25 protein-coding genes are annotated in these 26635 nt (G+C 65.4%); 8 read left to right on the top strand and 17 right to left on the bottom strand.

All coding sequences use genetic code 11. The annotated features are described in order from the left end of the window. Positions 1–239 precede the first annotated feature (239 nt). Both ACX80E_RS09925 and ACX80E_RS09920 read left to right on the top strand, forming a co-directional pair. Positions 240–1382 (top strand): LLM class flavin-dependent oxidoreductase, encoded by a 1143-nt coding sequence (locus ACX80E_RS09925; protein ID WP_459301748.1) that lies wholly within the window; start codon positions 240–242, stop codon positions 1380–1382. A 1-nt stretch (position 1383) separates the two neighbouring features. After that, a complete protein-coding gene (locus ACX80E_RS09920) occupies positions 1384–1836 on the top strand; it encodes a MarR family winged helix-turn-helix transcriptional regulator (RefSeq protein ID WP_459301747.1) in 453 nt (150 codons plus the stop codon). On the opposite strand, the gene ACX80E_RS09915 is transcribed toward ACX80E_RS09920, so the two are convergent. Together ACX80E_RS09915 and ACX80E_RS09910 are read right to left on the bottom strand one after the other, a co-directional pair. Continuing rightward, a complete protein-coding gene (locus ACX80E_RS09915) occupies positions 1833–2612 on the bottom strand; it encodes a hypothetical protein (RefSeq protein WP_459301746.1) in 780 nt (259 codons plus the stop codon). The genes ACX80E_RS09920 and ACX80E_RS09915 overlap by 4 nt on opposite strands. 113 nt (positions 2613–2725) lie before the next feature. After that, on the bottom strand, positions 2726–4243 hold the full coding sequence (locus tag ACX80E_RS09910) for a M20/M25/M40 family metallo-hydrolase (protein ID WP_459301745.1): 1518 nt from the start codon (positions 4241–4243) through the stop codon (positions 2726–2728). Between the two features lie 128 nt (positions 4244–4371). Here ACX80E_RS09910 and ACX80E_RS09905 point away from each other — a divergent pair, with 128 nt between their 5' ends. Then, positions 4372–5205: a fumarylacetoacetate hydrolase family protein gene (locus ACX80E_RS09905; RefSeq protein WP_459301744.1), complete on the top strand. Its 834-nt coding sequence runs from the start codon at positions 4372–4374 to the stop codon at positions 5203–5205. Between the two features lie 71 nt (positions 5206–5276). Further along, a complete protein-coding gene (locus tag ACX80E_RS09900; RefSeq protein ID WP_459301743.1) occupies positions 5277–5789 on the top strand; it encodes a GtrA family protein in 513 nt (170 codons plus the stop codon). 28 nt (positions 5790–5817) lie between these two features. Here the strand turns inward: ACX80E_RS09900 and ACX80E_RS09895 are convergent, their stop codons facing one another. The 6 genes from ACX80E_RS09895 to ACX80E_RS09870 form a co-directional block, all read right to left on the bottom strand. Beyond that, a complete protein-coding gene (locus ACX80E_RS09895; RefSeq protein ID WP_459301742.1) occupies positions 5818–6111 on the bottom strand; it encodes a DUF1540 domain-containing protein in 294 nt (97 codons plus the stop codon). A gap of 130 nt (positions 6112–6241) precedes the next feature. Then, on the bottom strand, positions 6242–7396 hold the full coding sequence (locus ACX80E_RS09890; protein WP_459301741.1) for a cysteine desulfurase family protein: 1155 nt from the start codon (positions 7394–7396) through the stop codon (positions 6242–6244). A gap of 3 nt (positions 7397–7399) precedes the next feature. Then, on the bottom strand, positions 7400–8317 hold the full coding sequence (gene nadC / locus ACX80E_RS09885) for a carboxylating nicotinate-nucleotide diphosphorylase (protein WP_459301740.1): 918 nt from the start codon (positions 8315–8317) through the stop codon (positions 7400–7402). Then, positions 8314–10059, bottom strand: coding sequence for an L-aspartate oxidase (locus tag ACX80E_RS09880; RefSeq protein ID WP_459301739.1), 1746 nt, complete (start codon positions 10057–10059; stop codon positions 8314–8316). Before ACX80E_RS09880 ends, nadC begins: the two co-directional genes overlap by 4 nt. Then, positions 10056–11396: a quinolinate synthase NadA gene (gene nadA, locus ACX80E_RS09875; protein WP_459301738.1), complete on the bottom strand. Its 1341-nt coding sequence runs from the start codon at positions 11394–11396 to the stop codon at positions 10056–10058. The genes ACX80E_RS09880 and nadA overlap by 4 nt, the downstream gene beginning before the upstream one ends. Before the next feature lie 52 nt (positions 11397–11448). Beyond that, positions 11449–12168, bottom strand: a complete 720-nt coding sequence (locus ACX80E_RS09870) for an NUDIX hydrolase (RefSeq protein ID WP_459301737.1) — start codon at positions 12166–12168, stop codon at positions 11449–11451. Positions 12169–12515: 347 nt separating this feature from the next. On the opposite strand from ACX80E_RS09870, the gene ACX80E_RS09865 reads away from it, so the two are divergent. The 3 genes from ACX80E_RS09865 (at position 12516) to ACX80E_RS09855 (ending at position 15579) form a co-directional block, all read left to right on the top strand. After that, positions 12516–13910 carry an amino acid permease gene (locus ACX80E_RS09865; RefSeq protein WP_459301736.1) on the top strand — a complete coding sequence of 465 codons (1395 nt, stop codon included), beginning with the start codon at positions 12516–12518 and terminating at the stop codon, positions 13908–13910. Between the two features lie 105 nt (positions 13911–14015). After that, the gene (locus ACX80E_RS09860; RefSeq protein ID WP_459301735.1) at positions 14016–14834 is read left to right on the top strand and encodes an alpha/beta fold hydrolase; all 819 of its coding nucleotides are present in this window, start codon (positions 14016–14018) and stop codon (positions 14832–14834) included. A gap of 52 nt (positions 14835–14886) precedes the next feature. Next, positions 14887–15579, top strand: a complete 693-nt coding sequence (locus tag ACX80E_RS09855) for a phosphoribosyltransferase (RefSeq protein ID WP_459301734.1) — start codon at positions 14887–14889, stop codon at positions 15577–15579. Between the two features lie 16 nt (positions 15580–15595). On the opposite strand, the gene ACX80E_RS09850 is transcribed toward ACX80E_RS09855, so the two are convergent. The 6 genes from ACX80E_RS09850 to ACX80E_RS09825 form a co-directional block, all read right to left on the bottom strand. After that, the gene (locus ACX80E_RS09850; RefSeq protein WP_459301733.1) at positions 15596–16921 is read right to left on the bottom strand and encodes an MFS transporter; all 1326 of its coding nucleotides are present in this window, start codon (positions 16919–16921) and stop codon (positions 15596–15598) included. Between the two features lie 100 nt (positions 16922–17021). Next, positions 17022–20126, bottom strand: coding sequence for an AAA family ATPase (locus tag ACX80E_RS09845; RefSeq protein ID WP_459301732.1), 3105 nt, complete (start codon positions 20124–20126; stop codon positions 17022–17024). Beyond that, positions 20123–21289 (bottom strand): exonuclease SbcCD subunit D, encoded by a 1167-nt coding sequence (locus ACX80E_RS09840; RefSeq protein ID WP_459301731.1) that lies wholly within the window; start codon positions 21287–21289, stop codon positions 20123–20125. The genes ACX80E_RS09845 and ACX80E_RS09840 overlap by 4 nt, the downstream gene beginning before the upstream one ends. Positions 21290–21495: 206 nt before the next feature. Beyond that, positions 21496–22446: an aquaporin gene (locus tag ACX80E_RS09835; protein WP_459301730.1), complete on the bottom strand. Its 951-nt coding sequence runs from the start codon at positions 22444–22446 to the stop codon at positions 21496–21498. A 78-nt stretch (positions 22447–22524) separates the two neighbouring features. After that, complete coding sequence (locus ACX80E_RS09830) at positions 22525–22917, bottom strand: DUF202 domain-containing protein (RefSeq protein WP_459301729.1); 393 nt, start codon at positions 22915–22917, stop codon at positions 22525–22527. A gap of 16 nt (positions 22918–22933) precedes the next feature. Beyond that, the gene (locus ACX80E_RS09825) at positions 22934–23290 is read right to left on the bottom strand and encodes a YidH family protein (RefSeq protein WP_459301728.1); all 357 of its coding nucleotides are present in this window, start codon (positions 23288–23290) and stop codon (positions 22934–22936) included. 85 nt (positions 23291–23375) lie between these two features. Here ACX80E_RS09825 and ACX80E_RS09820 point away from each other — a divergent pair, with 85 nt between their 5' ends. Next, complete coding sequence (locus tag ACX80E_RS09820; protein WP_459301727.1) at positions 23376–24467, top strand: ADP-ribosylglycohydrolase family protein; 1092 nt, start codon at positions 23376–23378, stop codon at positions 24465–24467. Positions 24468–24483: 16 nt separating this feature from the next. On the opposite strand, the gene ACX80E_RS09815 is transcribed toward ACX80E_RS09820, so the two are convergent. The 3 genes from ACX80E_RS09815 to ACX80E_RS09805 form a co-directional block, all read right to left on the bottom strand. After that, positions 24484–25026 (bottom strand): DUF4395 domain-containing protein, encoded by a 543-nt coding sequence (locus ACX80E_RS09815; RefSeq protein ID WP_459301726.1) that lies wholly within the window; start codon positions 25024–25026, stop codon positions 24484–24486. A gap of 75 nt (positions 25027–25101) precedes the next feature. Then, positions 25102–25509: an MmcQ/YjbR family DNA-binding protein gene (locus ACX80E_RS09810; RefSeq protein WP_459301725.1), complete on the bottom strand. Its 408-nt coding sequence runs from the start codon at positions 25507–25509 to the stop codon at positions 25102–25104. A 76-nt stretch (positions 25510–25585) separates the two neighbouring features. After that, on the bottom strand, positions 25586–26584 hold the full coding sequence (locus tag ACX80E_RS09805) for a 3'-5' exonuclease (protein WP_459301724.1): 999 nt from the start codon (positions 26582–26584) through the stop codon (positions 25586–25588). Between the last annotated feature and the right edge of the window lie 51 nt (positions 26585–26635).

The following is a 26635-nucleotide window of genomic DNA, read 5'->3' as shown; positions in this document are numbered from 1 at the left end:
CAACGCACGCCCCCGCAAGTCACTCGGCTGGAAAACACCAGCCGAAGTATTCCGTGATCTACTGATACCAAGCTAACCACCCAGTGTTGCAACCACCCCTAAAATTCAAGAATCGGTCCAACAACTGCCACACAGATTCCTAGGAGCGGGAACATTTTGACGCCCCGTGGGGTTGAGCCCTATATTAGATACAAACGCATATATATCTCGGTGATCCCGGGGATTCAAAGGAGCACATCATGCAGTTCGGCATATTCAGCGTAGGCGACGTCACCCTGGATCCAACTACCGGCCGCACTCCCACCGAACATGAGCGGCTGAAGGCCATCACCACCATTGCCAAGCACGCAGAAGATGTGGGCATGGACGTCTTTGCCACGGGCGAGCACCACAACCCGCCGTTCTACCCCAGCTCCCCCACCACCATTCTGGGCTATATCGCCGCGCAAACCGCGAAGATCATTCTCTCCACCACCACCACACTGATCACCACCAACGATCCAGTGAAGATCGCCGAGGACTTCGCCACGCTCCAGCACCTTGCCGAAGGACGCGTGGACCTGGTGCTGGGCCGCGGCAATACGGGCCCCGTTTACCCGTGGTTTGGCAAGAACCAGCAGGACAGTGTTGAACTGACAGTTGAAAATTATGCCCTGTTGCGCCGCCTGTGGGATGAAGACGTGGTGAACTGGGAGGGAAAGTTCCGCACTCCCCTGCGCGGCTTCACCGCCACGCCCCGCCCGCTCGACGGCGTTGCCCCCTTCGTGTGGCACGGCTCCATCCGCACGCCACAAGTTGCCGAAATTGCCGCCTACTACGGTGACGGCTTCTTCGCCAACAACATTTTCTGGCCCAAGGAGCACTACCAGCAGCTCATTGGACTGTACCGCGAGCGCTACGAACACTACGGCCACGGGCAGGCTGACCAGGCCATCGTTGGCCTGGGCGGGCAGTTCTTCATCCGGCCCAACTCCCAGGACGCCGTGAAGGAGTTCCGGCCCTACTTTGACAATGCACCTGTCTACGGCCACGGGCCGTCCATGGAGGACTTCACCGCCCAGACCCCGTTGACGGTGGGCAGCCCGGCGGAGTTGATTGAAAAGACCCTTGCCTTCCGCGACTACTACGGCGACTACCAGCGCCAGCTGTTCCTGGTGGACCATGCCGGTTTGCCGCTGAAGACAGTTCTTGAGCAGCTTGACCTGTTTGGCTCCGACGTCCTGCCAACCCTGCGCAAGGAATTTGCTGCCAACCGCCCGGCGCACATCCCCGACCCACCCACCTTTGAGGCTCGCCGTGACGCAGCCCGCGCCGCTGCCGAAGGCGTTACCGAAAGTGCCGCCGTCGAAGGCGCCGCCACCAGCTCATCAGGGGTGAAATAACATGTCTGCCGCAGCACACCGCCGCCTCGCAACTGACGCCTGGGAATCGCTGTTGCGTTCGCAGGTGGCCGTCATGCGCGAACTGCACAAGGAACCGAATTTCAAGAAGGTGGGCAGCCGCGAATATGACGTGCTCTTCAACCTGTCCCGGTGCCCCTCGGGATGGCTGCGCCTGAACGAGCTCAACGACAACGTGCTGTTGACCCAGCCCAGCATTTCCCGGATGGTCGACAGGCTGGAGGCGCGGGGATTGATCCAGCGCAAAACAGCCCAGGATGACAAGCGCGGGGTGTTGATTGGCCTGACCGAGGCCGGCACGGCCCTGCAAAAGGAAGTGGGCCGGGCCCATGTGCACAACATTCTGGACGTCATGGAGACGGCGCTCAGCGATGAGGAGATGCGCACCCTGCTGGAGCTGACCACCAGGCTGCGCGAATCGGTGGCTGAACGCTAACCGAGGGCTTTGAGGGATGTGACCATCTTTTGAATGTTCTGGTATTCGGTGCTGCGCATATAGGCCTGGGCATCGGCGATGGTGGCAAAGGCCCGCAAACCGGGCGAGCCATCCAGCGCACTCGTGAATTGCAGGACATCGCCGAACATGTAGACACCGAGCTGCCGCGAATTCACCGTGTTGTACACCAGGCAGGCCTTGCCATCGGGGCCGGCCGACTGGTCGGTGATGCCATAGGAGGCATAAAAGTTGTTGGCACCTTGGATCACCCGGTAAACGTAACGCGGCTCCACGGCGGCGGGGGCTGTGTTGTCCGAGGGAATCGCCAGCGGGATGCTGGCCAGCACCGTGTAGGGCCGGTTTGCGGAGGGCTCGCAGGCACCGCCGAGCCCCGAGATGTGAGTGTTCAAGGTGGCCATGACAGTTCCGGCAGGGTCCTTCACCTCCAGGTGCACGGCACCGGCGCCCGGCGACGGCAGAGTTTGCACGCTCCAGTCCTGAGGTACCGCGAAGCTCACCGTTTTCCCCGCGTCGGTGAAGTTCTTCCACTCGGCGGCGGCTGCCGGCGCGGTGGGGCTCTGGGACGCCGTGGCGGTGGGTTTTGCGCTGCTGACGGCCGACGGCGTGGGCACAGCTTCGGTGCTGGCGCTTGGGCTGGGTGCCGGCGCCGATGCCGTTTCCGGCACACCGAGGGAGACACCACAGCCCGCCAGGGCCAGCCCGGCGAACAATACTGTGATGCCCGTGGCCAGATTCTGCCTTGACTGCATTTTCATGCGCCGCCCTTTTCCTCGCTGCTGACCCAGTCCTTGTTGCACATGCTATCGCCGGAAAGCGTTGCACGGTTGCGTGCCAGCGGTTGACACGCCGGGGCTGTGGTGTTCGGCCCTCACAAGCGTGCGGGCGGGCCGACGCGGGCCAGGCCCTGCACCAGCTCGCGATAAAACACCACACCTGCGCCCAGCGAGCTGATCCGAACCTTTTCATTGACAGCATGCAAACTGGCCCTGTCGGCGGCGTCCATCAGCAGCGGGGAGAATCTGTAGACCGCCGGGCAGATGGTGGTGAAGAACCGTGAGTCGGTGGCACCGGTCTGGATGTACGGCGTCACGACAGCGTCCGGGTAGGACTCGGCCACGGCCCGGCTCAGCAGGGCGAATTGTTCGTTGTCGAACGCGGAAATCGGCGAGGGATTGTGCCCCGAACGCACAGTCAGCTGCACCTGGGGGTCGTCAATAATGACCCGCACAGCCTCCACCACCGAGTCAACGCTCTCCCCCACAGCTATGCGGATATTGGCATTGGCGCGGGCCGTGGCCGCCAGCACATTGGCCGCCTTGCTGCCCTCAAGCATGGTGACAGCGACGGTGGTGCGGGTGAGCGCCCGGGTTTCATCACCCACCACGCCCAACAGTTGTGTGACGAGCGGCTTGAAGGCCCACATATTGGCCGTCACGAGCCGCAGGGCAAATCCGCTGTGATGGCCCACCCTGCGCAGCATCTCGGCAATCGGTTCTGGCATCGAGGCCGGAAACGGGGTCTCCTCCAACGCCACGATTGCCTGCGCCAGTCTGGCGGTGGCGCCCATGCGCGGTGGCGTGGACGCATGCCCGCCGGCACTGCGGGTGAGGATTTCTAAGTCCACAACGCCTTTTTCGGCCACCCCAATGACGGCTGCCGGTGCGTTCATGCCCGGGAACGCGTCCTGCGCCACGGCACCGCCCTCATCCAGGACCAGCCACGGCGCCACACCGCGGCGGGCCAGCAGCTCCGCGGCCGCCGCGGCGCTGTCCCCTGCCGTTTCCTCATTGTTGCCCAGGGACACATAAAGATCGTGCCCGGGCCGGAAACCCTCCGCGATCAGGGATTCAAGGGCCGCCAGGAGCACCACCACCGCACCCTTGTCATCCAGTGCACCGCGCCCCCACACGAACTCACCGTCCTGATGGCCGGAGAACCCCGGATGGGTCCAGTCATCGCGCGCATCCACCGGCACGACGTCGTAGTGGGCCAGCAAGACTGTGGGCTTGGCACCGGCGTCGGCCCGGGTGCCGGCCCACTTGAACAGCAACGCGTGACCGTTGACACACTCCCGAGTAAGAGCAGCATGGACGCCCGGATACAACCGTTCCAGGGCCTCGATGAACCCGGTGAACTGTTCCAGCTCAATCCTGTCGCGAAAGCGTGAGAACACTGTCCGGTAGCTGATCAACTCGCTGAGCTGCTCGGCTGCCCGTTGGGCATAATCGGCGCCAATGCCCGCAGGCTGCGCGGCCGAACCATAGTCTCCGACAGGGGTGTTGGCCCCGGCCCGGTACGCCCGCGCCGCCATGACTGCCGCAGCACCTGCGGCACCAACGCTCAACGCTGCAGCCATGGCACGATTGATTGCTGTTCCTTTGGGCATGACACGGATTCTATGCCACCGGGCTGGGAGAGCACGTTGGCACTGCGTCATACGGCGCACCGGCGTGCATCCTGGCCACGAGTGACGGGCGGCACTCATGAAACATCCCCTGAAGATAGGATGTCCGGATGACTGTTGCCCCGTACCGCCTGGCCCGTGTCCGCCCCCACGACGCAGCGGCGGCGCCGTTGCCCGAGCAGTTCTTTGTGCGCAACAACGCCACCCGTTTTGACAGCCCCGAGGGCCGCCTCTGGCAGTGCGTGGAATCCCCGTTCCCCACCTCTGCCGCCAATCAAAACAGTGCCGCCCGCGACGGGTGGGTGGTGGGTGCAACACTTTCCCAAGACCAGTTCACCTTCCTGGCCCCCTGCGCCCCCGCCAATGTTTTGGGTATGGCACACAACACGGGTGCGCCCGGCCGTGCCCTGCCCCCGCAGGCCTTCCACAAGGCGGCCAGCTCCGTTGTGGGCCCCGGCGACGCCATCAAGCTCAGCCCCACCGTGGGCCGCGTTGACCCGGAGGCCGAACTGAGCGTTGTCATGGGCCGGGCTGCACGAAACCTGACAGTGGAGAACGCCCGCCACGCCATCCTTGGCTTCACCATCGGCAATGACGTCTCAGCCCGTGACGCCCAAAAGAGCGATCGGCTGTGGATCAGCGCCAAGAGCCCGGACACGTTCACTCCCCTGGGCCCGTGGATTGTTGTTGGCCTGGCGGACGACGGCGTGCCCATCAGCATTGTGCACAACGGCACCGAGCTGGCCCCCGCCTCCAGCGCCGATTTGGGCTGGGGCGTGGCGGAAATTCTGGTGTACCTGAGCGGCTTCATGACCCTGCTGCCCGGGGACGTGATCCTGACGGGATTCCCGGGCGAATGCCGCCAGCTCAGCCCCGGCGATGACGTCATCTGCCGTGTTGGTGGCATTGGCGAACTCCGCAACCCTGTCGTGGCGGGCGTCTAGTCCGCCACGGGGCCCGCATGGTGTGGGGCGGGTTGGCAGCTGCCATGAACTGCTGGCAGTATTGGTTACCCATGACAACAGAAGCGGCCACCGAACCATCCCCCGGGGATCCTGCGCTCAGCGCAGCATCCAGCGGGGTATTTGCTGTGCGCCGGCAGTGGTGGCAACGCCATCCCGTGCTGGCCACGCAGTTGCGCAGTTTTGCGGTGGTCGCCGTTATTTGCACAGTTATTTCGATGACCATTTTTGCCAGCCTGCGCCCCGTGCTGGGCCTTCAATGGGCCAACGCAATCTCCCTGATCCTGTGTTCGGTACTCAACACAGATCTGAACCGGAGATTCAGTTTTGGCGTCCGCGACCGGGCGCTGTGGTGGCGCGACCAACGGCGCGGGCTCTGGGTGATGGTTTTGGCGCTCATCTTCACCAGCGGCAGTTTATGGGTTCTGCACAACGCCTCACCCAACGCCTCCCTCGTTGTGGCGTTGGCCGTGATTGTTGCCGGGAATGTTGCCTCGGCCGTCACCCGCTTCCTGATGATGCGGTACTGGATTTTCCGCAGGCTGCGTCGCCCCGCGCTGGCGTGATGGCCGGGGACGAGCCGATGCCGCTGCGCTACTGCTCGTGCTGGTAGGTCAGGCAGTCCGCGTTGTCGGCGCCGGGGCCCACCCGGACCGAGTCGGCACCGCACATGAGGTGATCGTTGTGGATGCACTCGGTGCGCTGGCAGGCTCCCACGGAGGCCAGAACCTTCGGCAGTCCGCCATGGACACCCGTGTCAATGAAGGTGGCGCACAGGGCGTGGTCGGCGTTGCCGCCGATGGTGATGCCTGCGGCCCCACAATGCGTGTGATCATTGAAGGAGCAGTTTTCCACGGCGCATTCGGTGACAGGTACGGTGGCAGTCATGTTGCTCTCCTTGCGTGAATTGACCAGGCCGTGCGTGGCCTGATTTGTTCCTACCGTACGCCCAAACTCCGCCTGCTAATTAGTGCCAATTTTGTGCCGTAATTAACGCCGGTGCCGCAGCTGTGGTGCGTCAGCGTCCCAGCTGGCCAACCCGGCCCACGGCAGCCACCAATTCATTGGCGGCCCGGGCCAAATCATCCTCGGCAACGTCCGCACCGAAGCTGAACCGCAACGCCGTCTGCGCCACGGCGCGTTCCACACCCATGGCCGTCAGGACAGCTGAGGGCTCATCGGAGCCGGCCGCGCAGGCCGATCCGGAGGAGCACAGGATGGAGTGGCGCTCCAGTTCCAACAGCAGCGACTCTCCGCTAGTTCCCGGAAAGCAAAAGGACGCCACGCCGGGCAGGCGGCGGCTGCGGTGCCCCGTCAGCAGGGCCGTGGGAATCCGCGCCAACACGGTGTCGATGAAACCGTCGCGGAGGGCAACCACGCGGGCCGCAGCGTCTGCCCGGCCGGCCTCGGCGAGCCGCAGCGCGGTGGCCAGTGCCACGGCAAACGCCACGTTTTCGGTGCCCGAGCGGGTGCCGCGCTCCTGTCCCCCACCATGGATCAAGGGTTCCAGCGGCACCGATCCCCTCAGATACAGCAAGCCCACACCCTTGGGGGCCCCCAGCTTGTGCCCGGAAATGCTCAACGCGTCAACACCCAAGCGGTTGACGTCAAGGTCGAGCCAGCCGGCCGCTTGAACGCCATCACTGTGGAACGGTATGCCGCAACGGTGGGCAATTCCCGCCAACGCGGCAATGTCTTGGACGGTGCCCACCTCGTTGTTGGCGTACATGACCGACACCACTGCCACATCCTCACCCAGCATCTGGGCGAACTGGGCAGGAGCCACCAGGCCCTCCGGGCCCACGGGTACCTCGTCCACCACAAAACCGTGAACCCGGCGCAAATAGTCGGCGGAGTCGGCAATGGCGGGGTGTTCCATGGCGCTGATGACCACCCTGGTGCGGGCAGGATCGGCGGCCCGCCGCGCCACCGCGATGCCCTTGAGCGCCAGGTTGTCCGCCTCGGTGCCCCCGGAGGTGAAGATCAGTTCTTCGGCGTGGCAGCCCAGCACATCAGCGCATTGCGCCCTGGCGCCGGCCAGGGCGTTTGCTGCCAGCTCCCCCAGCCCGTGGTGGCTGGAGGGGTTGCCAAACTGGTTGGTGAGAAACGGGAACATCGCCTCAATGACCTCGCGCCGGACGGGTGTGGTGGCTGCGGCGTCCAAGAAGATCATGGCTCAGGCCTCGATGGCGATGTCCAGGCCAAGGTCCAGTGCCCGGACGCTGTGGGTAAGCGCGCCAACGGAGATGATGTCCACGCCGGTGTGGGCGATCGCGGCGATGGTGCCAAGGTTGACGTTGCCGCTGGCTTCCACCAGGGCACGGCCATTGACCATGGCAACACCCACCATCAGCTGCTCGTTGCTGAAGTTGTCCAGCATGATGGTGTCCACCCCGGCTGCCAGGACCGGTTCGATCTGTTCAAGGCTGTCCACCTCTACCTCAAAGTGGACCGTGTGCGGTAATTGTGCCCGCACCCCGGCCAACGCCGCACCCAACTTGCCAACGTCCCCGCCCGTCAAGACCGCCAGGTGGTTGTCCTTGGCCAGCACAGCATCCGAGAGTGAGAACCGGTGGTTGTGTCCGCCCCCGCACCGCACTGCGTAGCGTTCGAGCACGCGCAACCCCGGGGTGGTCTTGCGGGTATCCGTCACCCGGGCCTTGGTGCCTTCGAGCAAGGCCGCATACTCCGCCGTCTGCGTGGCGATGGCGCTCATGCGCTGGGTCAGGTTCAGGGCGATGCGCTCAGCGGTCAGCACGCCGCGCGCCAAGCCGGTGACACGCATGATCCGGGTGCCCGCCTCAAAGCGTTGACCATCGGCTATGAGCTGCTCAACCACTGCGTGCGGATCCGCCATGACCATGGCGGCCGCGAACACCTCGCCGCCGGAAAAGATGCCAGCTTCCCGCGCAACCAGCCAGGCCGTGGCCGTGGCCGTGGCCGGCAGCAGCGTGGCGGAGGTGATGTCGCCATACGGGGCATCCTCAATAAAGGCCGCGCGCAGGATGGTCGCCACGGCTGTTGCGGGCAGGGTTGGCAGCATCGCCGCAGCTGTTGCAACGCCGGCTGGCGGGACTACTTCGAACGCGTTCATACTGTTTCGCTTTCAAGTTCGGTAAGGCTGGTGGTTTGTTCCGCACCGGGGAAGAGGTGGGGGTCAATCCAGGAGGAGGAAGAGCGGGTGGCGTGATTGTTGCTGCCGGGGTAATCGCTGCGGAAATGCGCGCCCACTGATTCCTGCCGGGCCAGGGCTGCGTGGACCAGCAGTTCTGCGACCTGCAGCAGGTTTGCCGATTCGGCGGTTTCCTTGCTTGTTCGCCCCGCACCTTCGTGAGCCAGCTGCGAGCGCCAGTGGGCGAGGACGGCTTGGGCGTGGCGCAGACCGTGCTCGTCCCGGACCACCCCAACATGGCCGCTCATGAGCCTGCGCAGGCCCTGGCGGCTAAAGGGCTCCGCATCAGGGGGTGGTGGCATCGTGGCGGCTGGGAGGGCAGGAACGCCCGGGCGCATCGTGGCCGTGAGGTGATGCTCCGTCCAGGTGGCCGCGTTCGGAACCGTGGCGGGCTGCGTTTCCGGGCTGAGCGTTGCGGCGTCTTGCGTTGCAGCCAGGATCGCCGCGACGGCTCGACGACCAAAGACGAGCCCCTCGAGCAGGGAGTTGGAGGCGAGACGGTTGGCACCGTGCACTCCCGTACAGGCCACCTCACCGGCGGCGTACAGTCCCGGTAGCGAGGTTTGGGCGTTGAGGTTGGTGGCCACGCCGCCCATCCAATAGTGCGCCGCGGGGGTCACGGGCAGCCATTCCCGCGACCAGTCAAAGCCCAGTTCACGGGTCATGGCGTCAATCGTGGGGAATCGCCTGCCGAGGTACCCGACGCCGTGGAGCTTTTCCACGGCTGTGGCGTCAAGGAAAACTGTTCGCCCCGTAGCTGCCGGATCGCCGGCCAGGTGGGCGGCAATGCTGCGCGAGACCACATCACGGGGCGCCAGCTCGCCGTCGGGGTGATAGCTGTGCATGAAGGCTGTGCCGGCGGCGTCACGCAAAACCGCTCCGGCTCCCCGCACAGCCTCGGAGATCAAGAAGTTCTTGCCAACCGCCAGAGCTGTCGGATGGAACTGAAAGTACTCCAGGTCCGCCAGCACTGCACCGGCGCGCCACGCCACAGCCACGCCGTCGGCGGTGGCCACCTCCGGGTTGGTCGTGAACTCGAAAAGCTGACCGGCCCCGCCGGTAGCCAGCAGAACTGCGTCTGCCTGCAGGGTCGATGGCTCCCCGCCGTCGTGTGCGCGGTGGAAGAGGACACCTGCCACGGTGCCTTGGCGCAGCAGCAGGTCCGCCACGAAGGTATCTTCTTCAATGGTCAGGGTGCCCAGTGCGGCGGCATCGCGGACGGCTTGGATCAACCCGTCGGCCATGGCTGCCCCGGTGGCGTCACCACCGGCATGGAGGATGCGGGCCGCTGAGTGCGCCCCTTCAAGGCCCAGGGCCCGGCGCCCGGTGCCCGGCTCACTGTCAAACACCACGCCAAAACGCTCCAGCGCGGCAATGTCCGCCGCGGCCTCGCTGCACAGGATCCGTACAGCCGCAGGGTCGCACTGCCCGGCTCCTGCCTCGAGGGTGTCGGCAATGTGCGCGGCAACGCTATCCCCGGGGGCCGCCTCGCCCGGGGCAAGGACTGCACAAATCCCGCCCTGGGCGACGTGCGTGTTGCTTTGGGCCAGCTTGCCCTTGCTCAACAGTGTCACCCGCAGCCCGGCCTCGGCAGCGAGCAGTGCACTGAACAGGCCGGCTATGCCACTGCCCACCACCACCAGGTGCGAGTTGCCCGCTGTCATGACAATGGCGCCGTCGGCCGGGCCTGGCTGGGCTTGGCCGCCAACATCCGTTCCAGGGCAATGCGGGCGTTGACGGCTGTGGCTTCGGGAACTGTGATCTGGTTGAGCACCTCACCGCGCAGCAGCCCCTCCAGGACCCAGGCCAGGTATCCCGGGTGGATCCGGTACATGGTCGAACACGGGCAAATCACCGGGTCAAGGCAGAAGATGGTGTGTTGCGGGTACTGCGCGGCCAGCCTGTTGACCATGTTGATCTCGGTGCCGATGGCAAAGGTGCTGCCAGCAGGGGCGCCCTGGATGGCCTTGAGAATGTAGTCCGTGGAGCCGGCCTCGTCGGCGGCGTCCACAACCTCCATGGGGCATTCCGGATGCACCACCACCCGTACGCCGGGGAAATCGATCCGGGCCTGTTCAATCTGCGCCACGGTAAAACGCTTGTGGACTGAACAGAATCCCTGCCACAGCACCACCTTGGCGTCCTCCATGACCTGTTCGGTGTTGCCACCCAAGGGCATGCACGGATTCCACAGCGGCATGTTCTCCAGCGCAACCCCCATGGCCTTGGCCGTGTTGCGGCCCAGGTGCTGGTCCGGGAAGAACAGCACCCGCTGGCCGCGCGCAAAAGCCCATTCCAGCACCGTTGCGGCGTTGGATGAGGTGCACACAATGCCACCGTGCTCCCCGCAGAACGCCTTCAACGCGGCGGAGGAATTCATGTAGGTGACGGGGATGACAGGAACCCGGCCGTCGGCGTCGGGCTCGGTGCCGTAAAGCTCCACCAGCTGCGCCCAGCAGGCCTCCACGGAGGGCAAGTCAGCCATGTCTGCCATGGAGCACCCCGCGGCAAGGTTGGGCAGGATGACCGATTGGTGGCTGCCCGAGAGCATGTCGGCCGTCTCGGCCATGAAGTGAACACCGCAGAACACAATTGCTTCGGCCTCACTGCGTGTCTTGGCGGCATTGGCCAGCTGGAAGGAGTCCCCCACAAAGTCGGCAAATTGAACCACCTCATCGCGTTGGTAAAAGTGACCGAGCACCACCACGCGGTCGCCCAGTTCGGCCTTGGCTGCAAGGATGCGCGCCTCAAGTTCGGCGTCGGAGGCGTCCTTGTACTCCTGGGGAAGCTGGCCCTGGCGCGGCGTCTCCACGGGGGCGGCGTCCTCATTGGAGGCGCCGGGGCCGTAGCCGGGTGTGCCGGCGAGCGCCTCGGCCAGGTCAAATTCCCACGGGCCCTTGGACAGTTCGGTGCTGCAGCTGGACTGCTCGCGGCCAGCCTTCCCCGCACGTTCTGCTTCCTCACGGGTGATGAGCTGGATGGTGGTGTTGACCGATGACATGGCGTGCTCCGTAGATATGGCAGGGGTGGAAGAAAAGTGGGCGGCGGGAGGGTCAGGAGGCCGGGGCCGGAGCGTCCGGTGCCGTGCTTCCCGTGTAGCGGTACAGTCGTGGCGGGCGGTGCTTGCCGCCTTGGCGGAACTCCTCGGTCGCCTCAATATGTTGGGCATGCTTGAGCTGGCGGCGGAAATTTGCCGGATCGATGGTGCGGTCCAACACCGCCTCATACACCTCGCGCACCTGGGCCAGGGTAAAGGTCTCCCCCAACAGGTGATAGGCGATTGAACCGTAGGTCATCTTGTTCCGCAGGCGCCAGAGCGCGTAGTCGACAATCTGGTTGTGGTCGAAGGCAAGATCCATCAGTCCGTCGGCCTTGAACCAGCGCACATTCTCCGACTCGTGGGTCATGGTGGCTTCCTCGGCCTGCACCATGGCCCAGTAAACAATGGAGACCACGCGCTGGCTCGGTGAGCGGTGCAGCCCGCCAAAGGCATACAACTGTTCCAGGTACTGCGGCGCCAGGCCCGTGGTGTCGGCAAGGTTCCGGGCCGCCGTGTCCTGCAGCGACTCGGCCTGGGTCAGTGGGCCGCCCGGCAGAGCCCACAGGCCCCTGAACGGTTCACGGATGCGCCGGACCAGCGGTAGCCACAGCGTGGCGCGCTCGCCGTCCCCGCTGGGCCGCAGGGCAAAGATGACAGTGGAGATCGCCAGGGCGGGCGGTTCGGCCAGCCGTTCGCTGACATTGGCGGCGCTGACAAAGGCTAGCCCTTCCATGGCAGCTCACCCCGCAATATTAGTTAAAGTCACCTTGACTAAAACTGATTCTACGCCCGATCCCGTGCTTGAACAAATTTTTCGCCAGCGTTGCCCCAGGCCGGACCCCCAGGGGCTGTCAAGCAACCACCAAGTCGCCGCCAACGCATTAGGGCGGCTGGCGATGGCCCTGGTGCATCCGCGGGACATCATCACCGCTGGTCATCCCCCTAGGCACCGCGGCACTGTGGTCCGCACAGCCCCGCTTTGGGCCCCCGCGGACCGTGGTGGATAATGCGTGTGGGGGAACACGCCGCACCCCGACCCAGCCCCCACCGGCCCGCACCACGAAGAAGGCATTTCCCTCCATGAGTTCCCTATCACCAGCAGTCACCAGCAAAGCACCGTCGACGGGTGGATTGGGGCACTCCCTCAAGCAGCGCCAACTGACCATGATGGGGCTCGGCAGCGCCATCGGGGCGGGCTTGTTCCTCGGCTCGGGGAAGGGCCTGGCCGAGGCCGGGCCCGCCGTCCTCATCTCCTACCTTGCCGCGGGCACCTTGATCATCCTGGTCATGTGGGCCCTGGGTGAAATGGCTGCCGCCAACCCCAACTCCGGCGCTTTCTCCGTGTACGCCCAAAAGGCCATGGGTCCGGTGGCCGGGTCAACGGTGGGCTGGTTGTGGTGGCTGCAGTTGGTGGTGGTCATTGCCGCCGAAGCCCTGGGGGCAGCTGCCCTGCTGGTCAGTGTTTGGCCCGTCATCCCCGTCTGGGGCCTGACCTTGATTTTTATGGTCGCCTTCACGGCGATCAACCTGACCACCGTCAAAAACTACGGCGAGTTTGAGTTTTGGTTTGCCTTGCTGAAGGTCGGCGCCATTGTCTTGTTCTTGGTCTTTGGCGCGCTGCTCCTGCTGGGCTGGCTGCCCGGGACAACGTCACCGGGGCTGGGCAACCTGGTCAACCACGGCGGTTTTGCCCCGAACGGCCTGTCAGGAATAGCCACCGGCCTCTTTGTCGTCGTCTTTGCCTTTGGCGGCACGGAAATCGTTGCTGTCGCCGCCGCGGAGACGGCTGACCCGCAGCGCAGCGTCGCCATTGCTGTGCGCACAGTGGTGTGGCGCATCCTGGTGTTCTACATTGGCTCCATCTTTGTCATCGCGGCAGTGCTGCCCTGGAATTCACCGGATCTCAGCTCCCCCTTCGCCGCCGTGCTGAACATCGCCGGGATTGAATGGGCCGGAACGGCCATCACCCTGGTGGCCGTGGCAGCCCTGCTCTCGGCCCTGAACGCCAACCTCTACGGCGCCTCCCGCATGATCTACTCCCTGGCCGACCGTGGCGAGGCGCCCCGCATCTTTGCCCGCACCACCCCTCACCAGGTGCCCCTGGCCGCCGTCGCGGTTTCGGTCAGCTTCGGTTTCGCCGCGGTGATCCTGGAACTGCTGTTCCCAACGAGAGTCCTTGACGCCTTGCTGAACCTGGTGGGGTCCACCTGCCTGATCGTGTGGGGCATCGCCCTGGTCTCGCAACTGATCCTGCGGCGGCGCGCCGACCGCGACGGCACGGTCCTGCCCCTGCGCATGAAGGCCTTTCCCGCGCTGACCATCTTCGGGCTGGTGCTGCTCGCCGCCATCTTTGCTGTGGGGTTCATTGGGGAGGCCAGCCGGGGGCAGCTGTTCGGCACGTTCTCACTCGTGGCCGGCATCGCCATTGTGTGCGCACTGGCCCAACGCCTCCAGCGCCGCGCCGGAACGCGCTAGGGTGGACGTACGACGGCGGCGCGGGCCACCGCAGGAAGGTAGGGCCATGACTTCCTATGGCAAGGATGCACCAGTGCTGACTCCCACAACATGGAAGGTTCAGTCATGACTGTCCAAGACAAACACTCCACCCCCAGCGCCTCACATTCAGTGGAAGGCGCCAACGCCGGGCTGAACGTGGCTGTTTTTGATGCCGACTCACCGGCTGCCTTGCCGCCTGTCTTCCTCATCCACGGTTTTGCCTCCTCCATCGAGTTGAACTGGGTCAAAAGCGGCTGGGTTGCGGCGCTGAACAGGGCCGGGCGACGCGTCCTGTCCGTTGATCTGCCCGGCCACGGGCACAGCACAGCCCCCTACGACCTTGATTCGTACACGCCCGGGAAAATCCGTGCCGACCTGCTCCAAATCCTCATCGACCAGGGCGTGCGGCCGCTGCACGCGGACGACCCCGGCTCCGGCGTGGACTTGATCGGCTACTCCCTTGGCTCTCGGTTGGCGTGGGAGTTTGGGGCCACCCAGCCGGAGCTGGTGCGCAAGATGGTCCTGGGCGGCCCGAGCCCGAAGGACCCCTTGGCCGAATTCGACCTTGACGGGGCACAAAAGTTCCTCAATGACGGCACCCCCATTGCCGACGCCTCCACCCGCTGGCTGCTGGAGATGGCCCAGCTCATTCCCAGCAATGACATCTTTGCCCTGCTGGCGTTGATCCAGGCCATCAAGCTGGAACCCTTCGAACCGGCCGACGCCGTCCCCAAGATGCCCATCCTGCTGGTGGCGGGCGATCAGGACGAGCGCGCCAACAGCATGGATCTGCTGGCCGGGCTCAGCGGCCGGGCGCAGCAACATCTCATCCCCGGGCGCTCCCACAACAATGCCGTGACCTCGCGGGACTTCAAGGATGCCGCCATCGCCTTCCTGGCCTAGCTGTTCCGGCCAAGCTGTGGCGCGGCCACGCCGGCCGGAGCATACTGAAAGCATGGGAGTTTCCAGCGAAACCCGCCCGTGGTTCCCCTTCACCGACAGGGACGACGCCGGCCGCCGTCTGGCGCGAAAACTGGTGTCCTTCCGGCGGTCACCGGAGACCCTGGTGCTGGCTCTTGCCCGCGGCGGCGTCCCCGTGGGCCACGCTGTCGCCACGGCCTTGGCCCTGCCCTGGGACGTCATGGTGGTCAGGAAGCTGGGCGTGCCGGGATCGCCCGAGACTGCGTTTGGCGCGCTGGCGCGCTACGGTGCCCTCACCTCGGCCATCCACCTGCCGGCCACCTTGGAGTACCTACACCGCAACGGCTACAACAGCGCCGATCTCGACCGGGTCGATGCCGCCGAGCGCGCAGAACTTGCGCGCCGGCAGGCCCGCTATGTCACCGGACCCCAACCCGCCGTCGTCGGACGCACCATCTTGCTGTGCGACGACGGGGCAGCCACCGGCGCAACCCTCCGGGCGGCCGTGGAGGTGCTGCGCCGGGAGAGTGCCGGAAGCATCCAGGTGTGCCTTCCGGCCGCTCCGGCCAGCACGTGCAAGCAGCTGGCTGCACTGGCGGACGGGATGACGTGCCTGCAGCCCTGGCCCGCCATGCATGCCGTCAGTGAGGCATACCTGCGCTTTGACCAGCTAGATGACGCCCTCGTGGCAGCGGCGCTAGCCAGCAGGGACATCGCCGATCACTAAACGGCTGGCCGGCCGTCTAGGCCTGCGGCGGATTTGCGGCGGACCGGCGCAGCAGCATGGCGGCAACGAAGCCGAGCGCCAAAAGCGCGCTGGCGGCAACAATGGGCACCATGAACGCCGTGTGGTAGCCCACTGTTTGGGCCAGCGAACCGGCGATCGAGGATCCCAGTGCCGTGCCTGCCACAATGCCGCTGGCCAGGGCGGTCATGACGGTGCCCATCCACTGCGGCGGGGCGATGACGCTTCCCACGCTGAAGATGGTGACCATGGTGGGGCCAACGGGTATGCCCACCAGCAACAAGACGATGATCATGGCGCCCAAGGATTCCGGCAGCAAGAACGCGAGCGTCCCGCCGGCCATCAACCCTGCCGTGAGCACCCAGCGCCAGGCGTGGCTGAAGGCAACTGGCCAGTAGGCCACCGACAGTGCCGCCACGGCCGAGCTGGCACCCATGACGGCGTACATGAGCCCGGCCTGGTCCACGGAACCGTGAACCCCGGTAAATGCCGTCAAGGCGGTCTGGGAGGATCCGAAGAACGTCCCCATGCAGACCATACCCAGCACCGGGACGGCGACGCGCAGCCACTTGATGGGTTCGGCGGGGACGTATCCGGCATTGCCGGTGACTGAGTTTTGGCGGGCTCCGACGGCGGCCTGGGTGGGGTGGATGGCAAACAAGGTCACCAGGGTCACCGTCATGGCGGCGGCCAGGACCAGCGGCAGCCAGGGGGCCACCAGCGATGCCAGCAGGCCGACCAGGGCCGGGCCCAGCACAAACGTCACCTCGTCGGCGGTGCCTTCCAGCGAGAGTGCCGTGTCCACCACGGGGCCTTGCTGATTCTTGGGCAGCTTCTTGCTCAGGGCCATCCACCGCACCCGCGACAACGGCCCCACTTGGGGTGAGCTGGCACCGGCCAGCAGCGCGATGCCCAGCATGGCCACGGTGGCGGCAACGGTGAATTCGCCAATGCTGTACGCCATGGCGACGACGGCGCACACCAGCACCGCGTTTGACACAGCGGAGACCAGCAGGACCCGTTTTTGGCCGAACCGGTCGGCGAGATACCCCACCAAAGGAGCGCCAATGGCCGCACCAACACCCACGGCACCGGCGGCGTAACCGCCAATCGCATAGGAAGCACTGACGGCCGTGACCAGGGTCAGGACACCAATGGTGAGCATGGCCAGCGGTACGCGGGCAAACAGGCCCAGCGGGATGTAGCTTTTCCCGGCCAACCGGGGCAGCATGCCATACCGGCTGGTGCCCTTGTCAGCGGTCGGGCGGGCGGGCGGGTCGGGGACGGCCATGGGGCCCGGGAGACTGGGAAGTGAGGAAGTCATGTGTATCCGGTCAGCTCAAAGTATGCGTGCACCGTCCCCCCACCCGGCACACCGAACCCAAATACGTTTCCAGTCTAGTGCGGTTCGGGCCGGACCGGAACTAGGCGGACTCCCCTACCGTAAGGGTGGAACCGGTGCGGCCCTTCAGGACGTGCAAATGCAAGGGGATGCGCGTCTTCATCTCCGCCACGTGACTGACAAGACCCACCATGCGCCCGCCGTCGCGCAGCCCTTCCAGCGCATCCATGACCTGGTCCAGCGATTCCTCATCCAGGGAGCCAAACCCCTCGTCGACAAACAAGGTTTCAATGTCGAGTCCGCCGGATTCCTGCTGGACCACGTCTGCCAGCCCCAGCGCCAGGGACAGGGAGGCCATGAACGATTCCCCGCCGGACAGTGTGGCGGTGTCCCGGCTCAGCTGTGTCCAGCCATCCACCACCGCCAACCCCAGACCCGATTTCTTGTTGCCGCCGGCCCTGGCATCGGTGTGCGTCAGGGAATACCTGTCCCCGCTCATGGTGGAAAGCCGCACCGAGGCGGCAGCGGCGACTTGTTCCAGGCGGGCCGCCAGGACATAGCTGGTCAGGGTCATCTTCAACTGGTTCTCGCCCCCGCCGCGTGCGGCATCGGCCAATGCCGCCACCCTTGCCGCGCGTTCCCGCAGCGGCGCCACGGCCGTTTCCGCGGATGCATGCTCGGCGTGCGTGGCCGAAACCCGTGCCAGGGCGTTTTCCGCCAGGGAACATCGCAGCACGGCCTCCTCCAGCGCCTTCGTGCGCTCCTTCAGCGTTTGTTCAAGGTCCGTCAGGGTCCCGGGGTCCGGCGCCATCAGGCCCTGCCCGGCCTCTTCCGCGGCGGTGCGCACGTCCGCCGATTCCAGCTGGGCAGCAAGGAGCGTCTGCGCCCTTGCATGGTTTTCCAGCTGGGCCTTGGTCGCTGCCACGGCTGGGGCGCCCATGAGGCTGTCCAGGACTTCCGTGGACGTGGCAAAGTCGTCGCTGCCGGCCATGGCCTCCTGCAGGGCGGCGGCTGCGGTGTCCCGCGCTGCCACAGCGGTGATCCGGCGCCGCATTGCGGTCAAGGCGCCGCTGGTGCTCGCCAGCGCCGTGGCAATGGCATCCCGCCTGAGGTCAAGGGTCCCATAGCCTGCCCTGGCCTCCTCAAGTCCTGCCGACAACTGGGTGCTTTCCTTGGCCAAAGCAGCGTTCGCCGCGCCCAGCGAAGCCACCGATTCCCTGGCTGCAAGCAACAGGGCCCGCGACGTGGCCATGTCCTGCTCCAGCTGTTCCGCGTCCGCCTCCCACGTCTTGAGCGCTCCGGCTGCCTCGGTGGCAGCCGCCATGGCGGACGTGGCCCGTTCGAGCGCGGCGGCAGCGTCCTGCGGCACTCCATCGCCACCGCGCTCAACAAGGACGGCAAGGCCCTGTTGTGCCCGGACTAGTTCGGCGCCCGCATCTGCGGCGTCCTTTTCCAGCGACGAGAGCGTGTCCTTGGCCCTCTTCTCGGCTCGAACAGCGTCCGCGCCGGAGCCGGCAAGCAGCGAAGGGGCTGGGTGGACCGAACTGCCGCACACCATGCACGGCTCACCGTCCACGAGTTCGGCAGCCAGTTCCCCCGCCGCCAACGTCAGGCGCCGCTCCACGGCGTCCAACCAGCCTTGCCGCGCCGTGACGGCGTTCTCGCGGGCCGCCAGGTCCACCGCCTGCAGCTGATGCACCACCACCTCTTGCGCCGCGTGGGCCTCAATGTTCGAGAGCAGGGCGGCGGCCTCGGTGAGCTGTTGCCGTGCCTGATCGACAGGTACGGCCTCTGCGCGCAGTGCCCCCAGCTTTGCCTTGAGCTCCGCCATCTGGTCTTGGCCCGTGGTCTCCGCCAATTGGTGTGACGCAACGTCCTGCCGTGCGGCTGCCATCTGCTCCTGGCCGCGGGACTGTTCCGATTCCACTGCCGAGAGCCGATGCTCCTGCGGCAGGGCTTGGGCTACAGTGGCTGTCTGTCCGTTGAGCACCTTGTCCACGGATTCCAGGACGGCAATGTCAAGCAGCTCCCCCGGTGCCTCCAGCCACTGCTTTCCCGCCACCTCACTGGCGGTCCGGGCAGCCAGCGTGTCCCGGGAAAAATCGGCCAGGGATGCACTGGCGTCCGACTCCGCCTGGACGAGTTCCTGCGCGGCAGCGTCGTTGGATTTGACGCTTCCGGCCAGGACCTCGGCTTTGTGGTGCCGGCCCAACTGGGCGTCCCAGGCGGCGGCTTGCGGGGCCAGCCCCGCAAGCCGTGTCCGTTCCAGCAACGCTGCCGCCAGGGCCTCGTGCCGGCTGCGGCGTTCCTGGGCTGAGCGCAAGTACCGCTGCCCCTCCTCGGCGAGGCCGCGGAACTGCTCGCGGTCGGCTAGTGACTGGGCCACGGTGGCGGCTAGTTCCCCTTCCAGCCAGGCAAAGAGCCCGGCTCCGGTGGAATCCGGTCCCGGAGACTCCGCACCTGCGGCCGGCGCGTCAGCGGGCGCGTCGGCGGGCTGGACGGCTGGCGGCAGGACGCCTGCGGCCTGGCTCCTGGCCAGTTGTTCCAGCCCCGCCAGCTCGGCGACACCGGCGGCAACACCTGCCTGTGCTTCCCTGGCGGTCGCGGCCAATTGGTTTTCCAGGTCCTTGTAGACCTCTGTCCCGAAGAGTTTCTCCAATAGTTCCTGGCGGTCTTTTGCGTCGGCGCGCAGGAACGCGGCAAACTCGCCCTGCGCCAACAGCACCACCTTGGTGAATTGCGCCATGTTCATGCCCAGCAGCTGCTGGATCTCGCTGGCGGCCTCGTCGTTGCGTTGCGACATGACCACCCAGGTGCCGTCGACCCGTTCCCGCAAGGCTGTGCTGGCATTCTCGCGGGTGGTGCCCGTGCCGCGCTTGAGCGGTCGCAGCCATTCGGGGCTGCGTGTCACTTCCAGGCGGCGACCTCCCGCGGTGAACTCACACACCACCTCCGGTCCCAGACCGGGCGCGGCATGGTGGCTGCGTAACCGCCGGACCGAGCCCTGCCTCGCCCCGGGCACCTGACCGTAAAGTGCGTAGGCGATGGCATCCAGGACGCTTGTTTTGCCGGCGCCGGTGGAACCGTTGAGCAAGAACAGCCCCTGGGAGCCCAGCAGGTCAAAGTCAACAACTTCGCGGCCGGCGAAGGGGCCAAAGGCCTGTATTTCGAGCCGGTGGATTCTCATCGTGCGGCCGCCTCTGCGTGAACTGCGGCCAGTGCCTCACGGAGAACAGCTGTCTCAGGCTCAGTGGCGGGGCGCTGGCGCACATGGTCCAGGAACCCGCAGCACAGGTCAAGCTCATCGACGGCACCGGAAACGCGTTGGCTGTAGGTGCTCCCGGCTCCGTCGCGCATGTTCTCCGGCTCGAACAGCAGCACCAGGGTGTCCGGGAAGCGGACACGCAGCCGCTCCATGGCATTGGCCGGGCGGTCATCGTCCGTCAGCGTGATTTGGCAGTAGCGCCCTTCGGCCAGGTCCCACTGCGGATCTGCGAGAAGGTCCAGGAGTTTTCCGCGCAGCAGGGCCAACTCCTTTTCGGCCGGCCAATCAATGGCGCGTACCTCCCCCAGCCCGTTCGCGGTGACCTCCACGAGCCAGGCACCCTTGGTGTGGTTGGCCTCAGAGAAGGAATAGGGCAGCGGGGAGCCGGAATACCGCACGTTGTGGCGCAGCTGTTGCCGCCCGTGCAAGTGCCCCAGGGCCGAGTAGCTAAAGTCCTCAAAAAGGTCCACGGGCACGGCACCGACTCCACCGATGGCCAGGTCCCGTTCGCTGGCCGAGGTGATCCCGCCACTGGCAAAGGTGTGGGCCAGCACCACGGCCTGGCTGTCCTCGGCACGCGTGGCCAGGTCCGCACGAATCCTGGCCGCCGCTGCCTCAGTCACGGTGAAGTGGCTGGCCGGTTCCACGCCGAGTTCATCCGCGACCATGCGGGGCTCAAGGTACGGGATGCCGTAGATGGCAAGCAGCGGGCCGTCGTCGTCGGCTGTCAGCGGCAGCACCACGGGGGTGTCCAGGTCTGCGATCCGGGTGCGCAAGTGCACTCCGGCCGCCTCCATGATGCGCCCGGCAAAGCCCAGGCGGGTGGCGGAATCGTGGTTTCCGCTGGTGATGACCACCTTCACTCCGGCGCCGGTCAACCGCGCCAAAATGTCATCAAAGAGCTTGACTACATCGACATTGGGCAGCGCCCGGTCATAGACGTCGCCGGCAACCAGGACCACGTCAACGTTTTCCGCGGTGACTGTTTCCAGAAGCTGGTCGGCAAAACGACGTTGCGCGGCGAGAGTGCCGACGCCGTGAAAGGACCTGCCCAAATGCCAGTCTGAGGTGTGAAGTAACTTCATGGTTCCACGCTATAGGAGGGCACGGACATTTCCTGATTGTCGGCCAGCCGTCCAGGCGTCCTCGTTGACCATTGTTGTGGCTGTCTGACTGCCAAGCAATGGACTCAACCCTCTCCCCCAACGAACTGACCCGCAGAAAACGCCGAAAAATCAAGAAAAAACGTTGATTTTCGGCGTTTTCTGCGGGTCAGTTGAAAAAAGGGCGGCTACTTCTTGGGGCCGTCGAAGAACTCTTGGGCATCGTCACTGCCGCTGCTCTTGACGCCGTCGGCCTTCTCAGTCTTCTCAGCGCCGGACGCCGGCACGGGCGTCGGCAGAGCCTCCGCGCTTTCTTCCGTTGCCAGAGCCTGGGAAGAATCATCGGCGGCGTCATCCGCTGCGGGGGCGACGGCGTCGTCCGCAAGAACATCCTGATCAGCCTGACTCAGGGACACGGCGGGGGCGAAGGAGCGGAAGATAGCTGCGGCAAGGGCTGCACCGAAGAGCGGGGCCAGCCAGAACAGCCACAGCTGGCTGGCAGCCCAGGAATCGGCCAGGAGCACCACCGAGGCGGCGCGGGCGGGGTTCAGGGACCCGTTGCTCAAGGGCATGGTGATGCCAACGGCGACAGCAAAGCCCAGGCCAATACCGATGGGGCCAAGCGCTGTGGAATTGCGGGCGGAGGTGATGCCCAGAATCAACGCTGTCAGCACGGCAACAACAACGATTTCCACGATCAGCACACCAATCATGGGCACCTGAGACGGGGAATGCGCGTCAAAACCGGTGGCCAGGGCGGCAAAAAGCTGCGGCGTTTCGGTGGTGGCACCGGCAGGCATGACCTTGATCAGGGCGAGCAGGACCACAGCTGCCAGCAAGGCACCCAGCGTCTGGGCCGCCATGTACAGGGCCATGGCTGAGTACTTCAAACGGCCAGCAACGGCCATACCCAGTGAGAACGCCGGGTTGAAATAGCCGTTGGAGATGTGCCCGAAGGAAATCACCACAGCCACCATGGCAAGTCCGTACGCAAACCCCACAGTCGAGCCGGACCCTGCCGGGCTAAACAACGAGGTGGCCAGACCGGCAAACACAATGAAGAAGCTGCCCAGCCCCTCAATGGCAACGCGGGTACTGAGCGGATAGGCATGCGCCGGGGCCGTTCCGGAAATAGTCATGGAGTTGAGATCCTTTGGTAGGAAAAGTAGGAGACAAATCAGCCCGCAGGGGCAAGCCCCCTCAGGCCATGGCGGGGACTAGATCCCCAAGGCCAGCGCACTCATGGTGGCAACAGCCAGAGCAACTATAGCGGCCGATGCTGTGCGTACCATAAGAGTCGGTACGGCCATGTGGGAGCTGTTTTCCAACACTCCCACGCCAGCATGCAGCAGGCGAATCCGGCTCACGGAGCACAGCACCAAAATGATGGTTGTCAGGCACGCCACCATGGCGCAGATGCCCAGGCCAATGACATGGCCCGAATGGCCGGGATGGATCAGGGCAGCACTCTCGGCGGCCGTTTGCGAGCCGGTGAGCGCCTGAATCCAGCCCCGCCAAATGAAAATCGTGGCGATGACTGAGCTTAGGACAGTGCGCCGCCAGGCAAGCGCCGTTCGTTCCGGTTGCAGCCCGGGATCCCTGAGGTGCACGGGCGAGGCGGCCAAATTAGGGCCGGACCAGAATCAGCACGGCAAAAACGATGGCGGCCAGGGAGACAACAATCGTCATGCCCAGCATGAGCCAGGAGTGCGGCAGCTCCTGATCATGGCGCATTGCTTGTTCCTGATGCGCCCAGCGCCGGTAACTCACCACGGCAAGGACAGCACCGATCAGGGCCAGCACCATGCACAAGATGATCCGAACCAGTGGCGGCGCAATCTCGGGGGCGAGCTGGTCAAGGGCCACGGCGCCTGCCAGCAGGGCCAGGGCTGTGCGCACCCAGGCCAGGAAGGTCCGCTCGTTGGCCAGGGTAAACCTGTAGTCGGGCGTTTTCCCGGTCCGGCGCCAAGCAGGCTCGCCCATGGGTCTCCTCATCCGTGTGGGGTGGTTGTTCAGTTACGAGTCTACTGGGCACAGATGTCCGGGCGAGGAACGGTAAATTGGTGGCATGACTATTGCAGCGCAGCCCCCCGGTGAACCAGCGGCCAGCTTTGCCAGCCGCGTCCAGGGAACACTCATGGGAGGTGCGCTGGGTGACGCCTTCGGCTACCTGGTGGAATTTGATTCGCTGGCGCAGATCACGGCCAGGTACGGCCCCTCCGGTTTGGTGGATCTGTCCCAGGCCCGGGGCCCCGCGCATTTTTCCGACGACACCCAGATGACCCTGTACACCCTGGATGGTTTGCTGGATGTCTTGGAATGGGCCAACAGCGGGGTGGGCGCCGACATCAACGCCTGCCAGTGGCTGGCGTATCTGCGCTGGTTCAAGACTCAGGGCGTCCCGGGCGCGGAGCACGCCCCCGAGCAGGCGCCGCGCTGGATTGATGCCCAGAGCGTGCTGCACCACCAGCGCCACCCGGGAAACGCCTGCCTGAGTGGCCTCGCCACGGGCGAGATGGGCACGGCTTTCCGCCCTGTGAACCTTGATTCAAAGGGCTGCGGGACGGTGATGCGTTCGGCACCCTACGGCCTGCTGCCCAACATCGAATCCGAAACCGTCTATAAAATGAGTGCCGACGCCGCGTCCCTGACCCACGGACACCCTTCCGCACGCCAGAGCTCAGGGGCGTTTAGCTGGCTCGTCCATGAGCTGGTGGTCGGTGGTGTTCCGCTCCGGGCCGCGGCCGAGTCTGCCAGGGACCGTGCGGCTGCCGAGGCCTCCCCCGACGCCGATCTCATGGCCCGCCTCGACGCGGCGCTCACCTTGTCAGCGCACGACGGCGAACCCCTTGTCGGTGACGCGCTCACCGCTGCGCTGGGCTTGGGCTGGGTGGCGGAGGAGGCCCTGGCAGTTGCCCTCTACGCCGTGCTGGCCACCGCCGCACCAGCGGCGTCGCCCGTTGAGCACTTCTTGGCGGCGCTGCGATTGGCCGTGAACCACAGTGGTGACAGCGACTCCACCGGTTCCATTGCCGGGAACATCCTTGGCGCGTTGTACGGGGAGGCTGCCCTGCCGCCGTCGTGGCTGACGCTGGCTGAGGCGCCTGCGCTGATTCGGCATCTGGGCGCGGAGTTCATCGCTCTCACGACAGGGGAATGACTGGGTTCGGGCGCGCTTAGCTGCTGCGCCGGGTGACGTTGGCGCATTCGGCACAGATTCCGGCCGGGATGAGTCCGCGCCGGGCGAGCCAGCCAAAGATCACACAGCCAAGGCACAGGCCGATTAACGCCTCCAGCGACGCAGCCATCAGCAACACAACAATGAGCAACCAGCCAATGAGTGCCGCACCGCTCAGGAGCAGGACGAACGCGGCAATGGACAAAACGGCGCCCATCCCCTGCGCAAAGCGCTTGGGCGGGCCCGGCACCAGTTTGGGTGCGCCCAGGCGTGGGGCCAGCACCTTCACGGACAGCAGGGCGGCCGGGGAAATGCGCGGACCGAAAGCCACGCGCAACACGAAACCTGCTGCGATGAGTCCCACCAACCACACCAGTGAGCCGACCACAGCCGCCAGCGCCAACACCACAACTATCCCGGCGGTGAAACGCGCAGCGTATTCGTTCACCGGGTTGGGGAAGGCGAAGAACCGCTTCAGCGCACTGGGCCGGGAAAGCTGCACAAAGTCTGCCGCCGGTTGGGTCCTCGCTAGCTGGGTCATGTCCCCACAGTAGAACTCCGGGCCCCCTCAAAGACAGCATTGTTGCCCCGTGTGACAGCCGGGGGCAACTGGTAGCTAGTGCCGGCGGTCCGCCGGCGACCCGTCGCGCTCCAGTATCGCCAGGCATTTTGCCGGCGCAATCCGGCGGTAGGAGCTGTCCAGCAGCTCAGCAATTTCCTGCCAATCCGGCGTGGCCAGGTCGAGATCCAAGCCAACCCAGCCGTACGGGCCAATGTAGGCGGGAAGATAGAATCGCGAATCTGCCAGCAGCGCCTCACGTTCGTCCGGTTCGGGGAGCACCGCGATGGAGGCCGGGCGAGGGTTCCCGCTTTGGCCCTGGCCGTAGTACGCAAAGATTTTGCCGCACCTAAACGTTGGCCTGCCGAAAATCTCCTTCTCGGTGGCCTCCGGGAAGGCCAGGCACAGGGCCCGCAGCCGGAGCAGGAGCGGATCATCGTCGTCGTACATTCGCGGATGGTCCATGGAAGCATCCTAGGCGCAGCCGCGCCGTGCGCACCAGTGGGCAAGCACGCCGTTACGGCACCGCCGGCGAGCGGGTTTAGCCGATCATCTGCATGAATTCGCCCTCGGACAGCACCTCGATGCCCTGACCGCGGCGCTGTAGTTCCAGCACCCGCTGCGCTTTGGAGGTGAGCCGGCCGCTGCGCAGATCGGTGGCAGTGAAGCCGCTGCCCACCACCAGCACGGTGGTTTTAAGCGTCACATTGCTGGCGCATTGGGCACCGTACACAGCGGCCCGCAACTTCGCCTCGGGGCGCCCCACACTCAGGTCTCCCGTGAAGACCAGCGTCTGCCCGTACAGGGGGTGGGAAATATCGGCGTGCTCGTTCGGCACCGGGTTGGGGCCTTCGGTGGACCAGCTGGAACGGCCACCGCGGGCGGTTCCGTCGGTCCGTCCCGCCTTCATGTCGGCCATCTTCTCCAAGGCCGAGCGGGTGGCCTTGGACATCTCATCCCGTGCCGGGTCATAGGCGTCAACGTGCGGCATGGCAAGCTTCATGGCGGTAAAAACGTCCCGGACACTGCCGGCGCCATGTTTGGCGGCAATGTCCACCATGATGCCGGCGCAGGCCCGCGCATCCTCGGTGGCGTCGTGGTGGTTGCGCAGCGGCACGCCGGCTTCCTCGGCCACGAACGGCAGCGAATACGACGGGAGGGAATAGTTCTTCCGGGAGAGGACCACAGTGCACGCATAGTCAAAAGCTTGCGAGGCCATGCCGGAGACCTCCGACGCCGAACGGATCACGCCCATGTCAAACGCGGCGTTGTGCGCCACCAGGGCGTCGTGGCCAATAAAGTCCAGCACAGCAGGGAAGACCTCACGGAAACGCGGCGCAGTGGCGACGTCGTCCGGGGTGATCCCGTGAATGGTGATGTTGCGGGAGTCGAAGTGATCATGCCCAACCGGTGGGCGCATGAGCCAGTAGCCTTCCTCAACAATCACCCCGCCACGGACCCTTGACAGACCCACGGAGCAGGGCGATCCCCTAAATCCGTTGGCAGTTTCAAAATCGATGGCAGTAAAGTCCAGTGGCACCTCTCAAGGCTACCCCTCGCCCCGGACTCTGCGCGCATCTCCTGCCCGGCC

It is taken from the genome of Arthrobacter sp. TMN-49, from assembly GCF_054511095.1.
The sequence above is the reverse complement of the archived record's forward strand: the minus strand, read 5'-3'. Positions and strand labels throughout refer to the sequence as shown.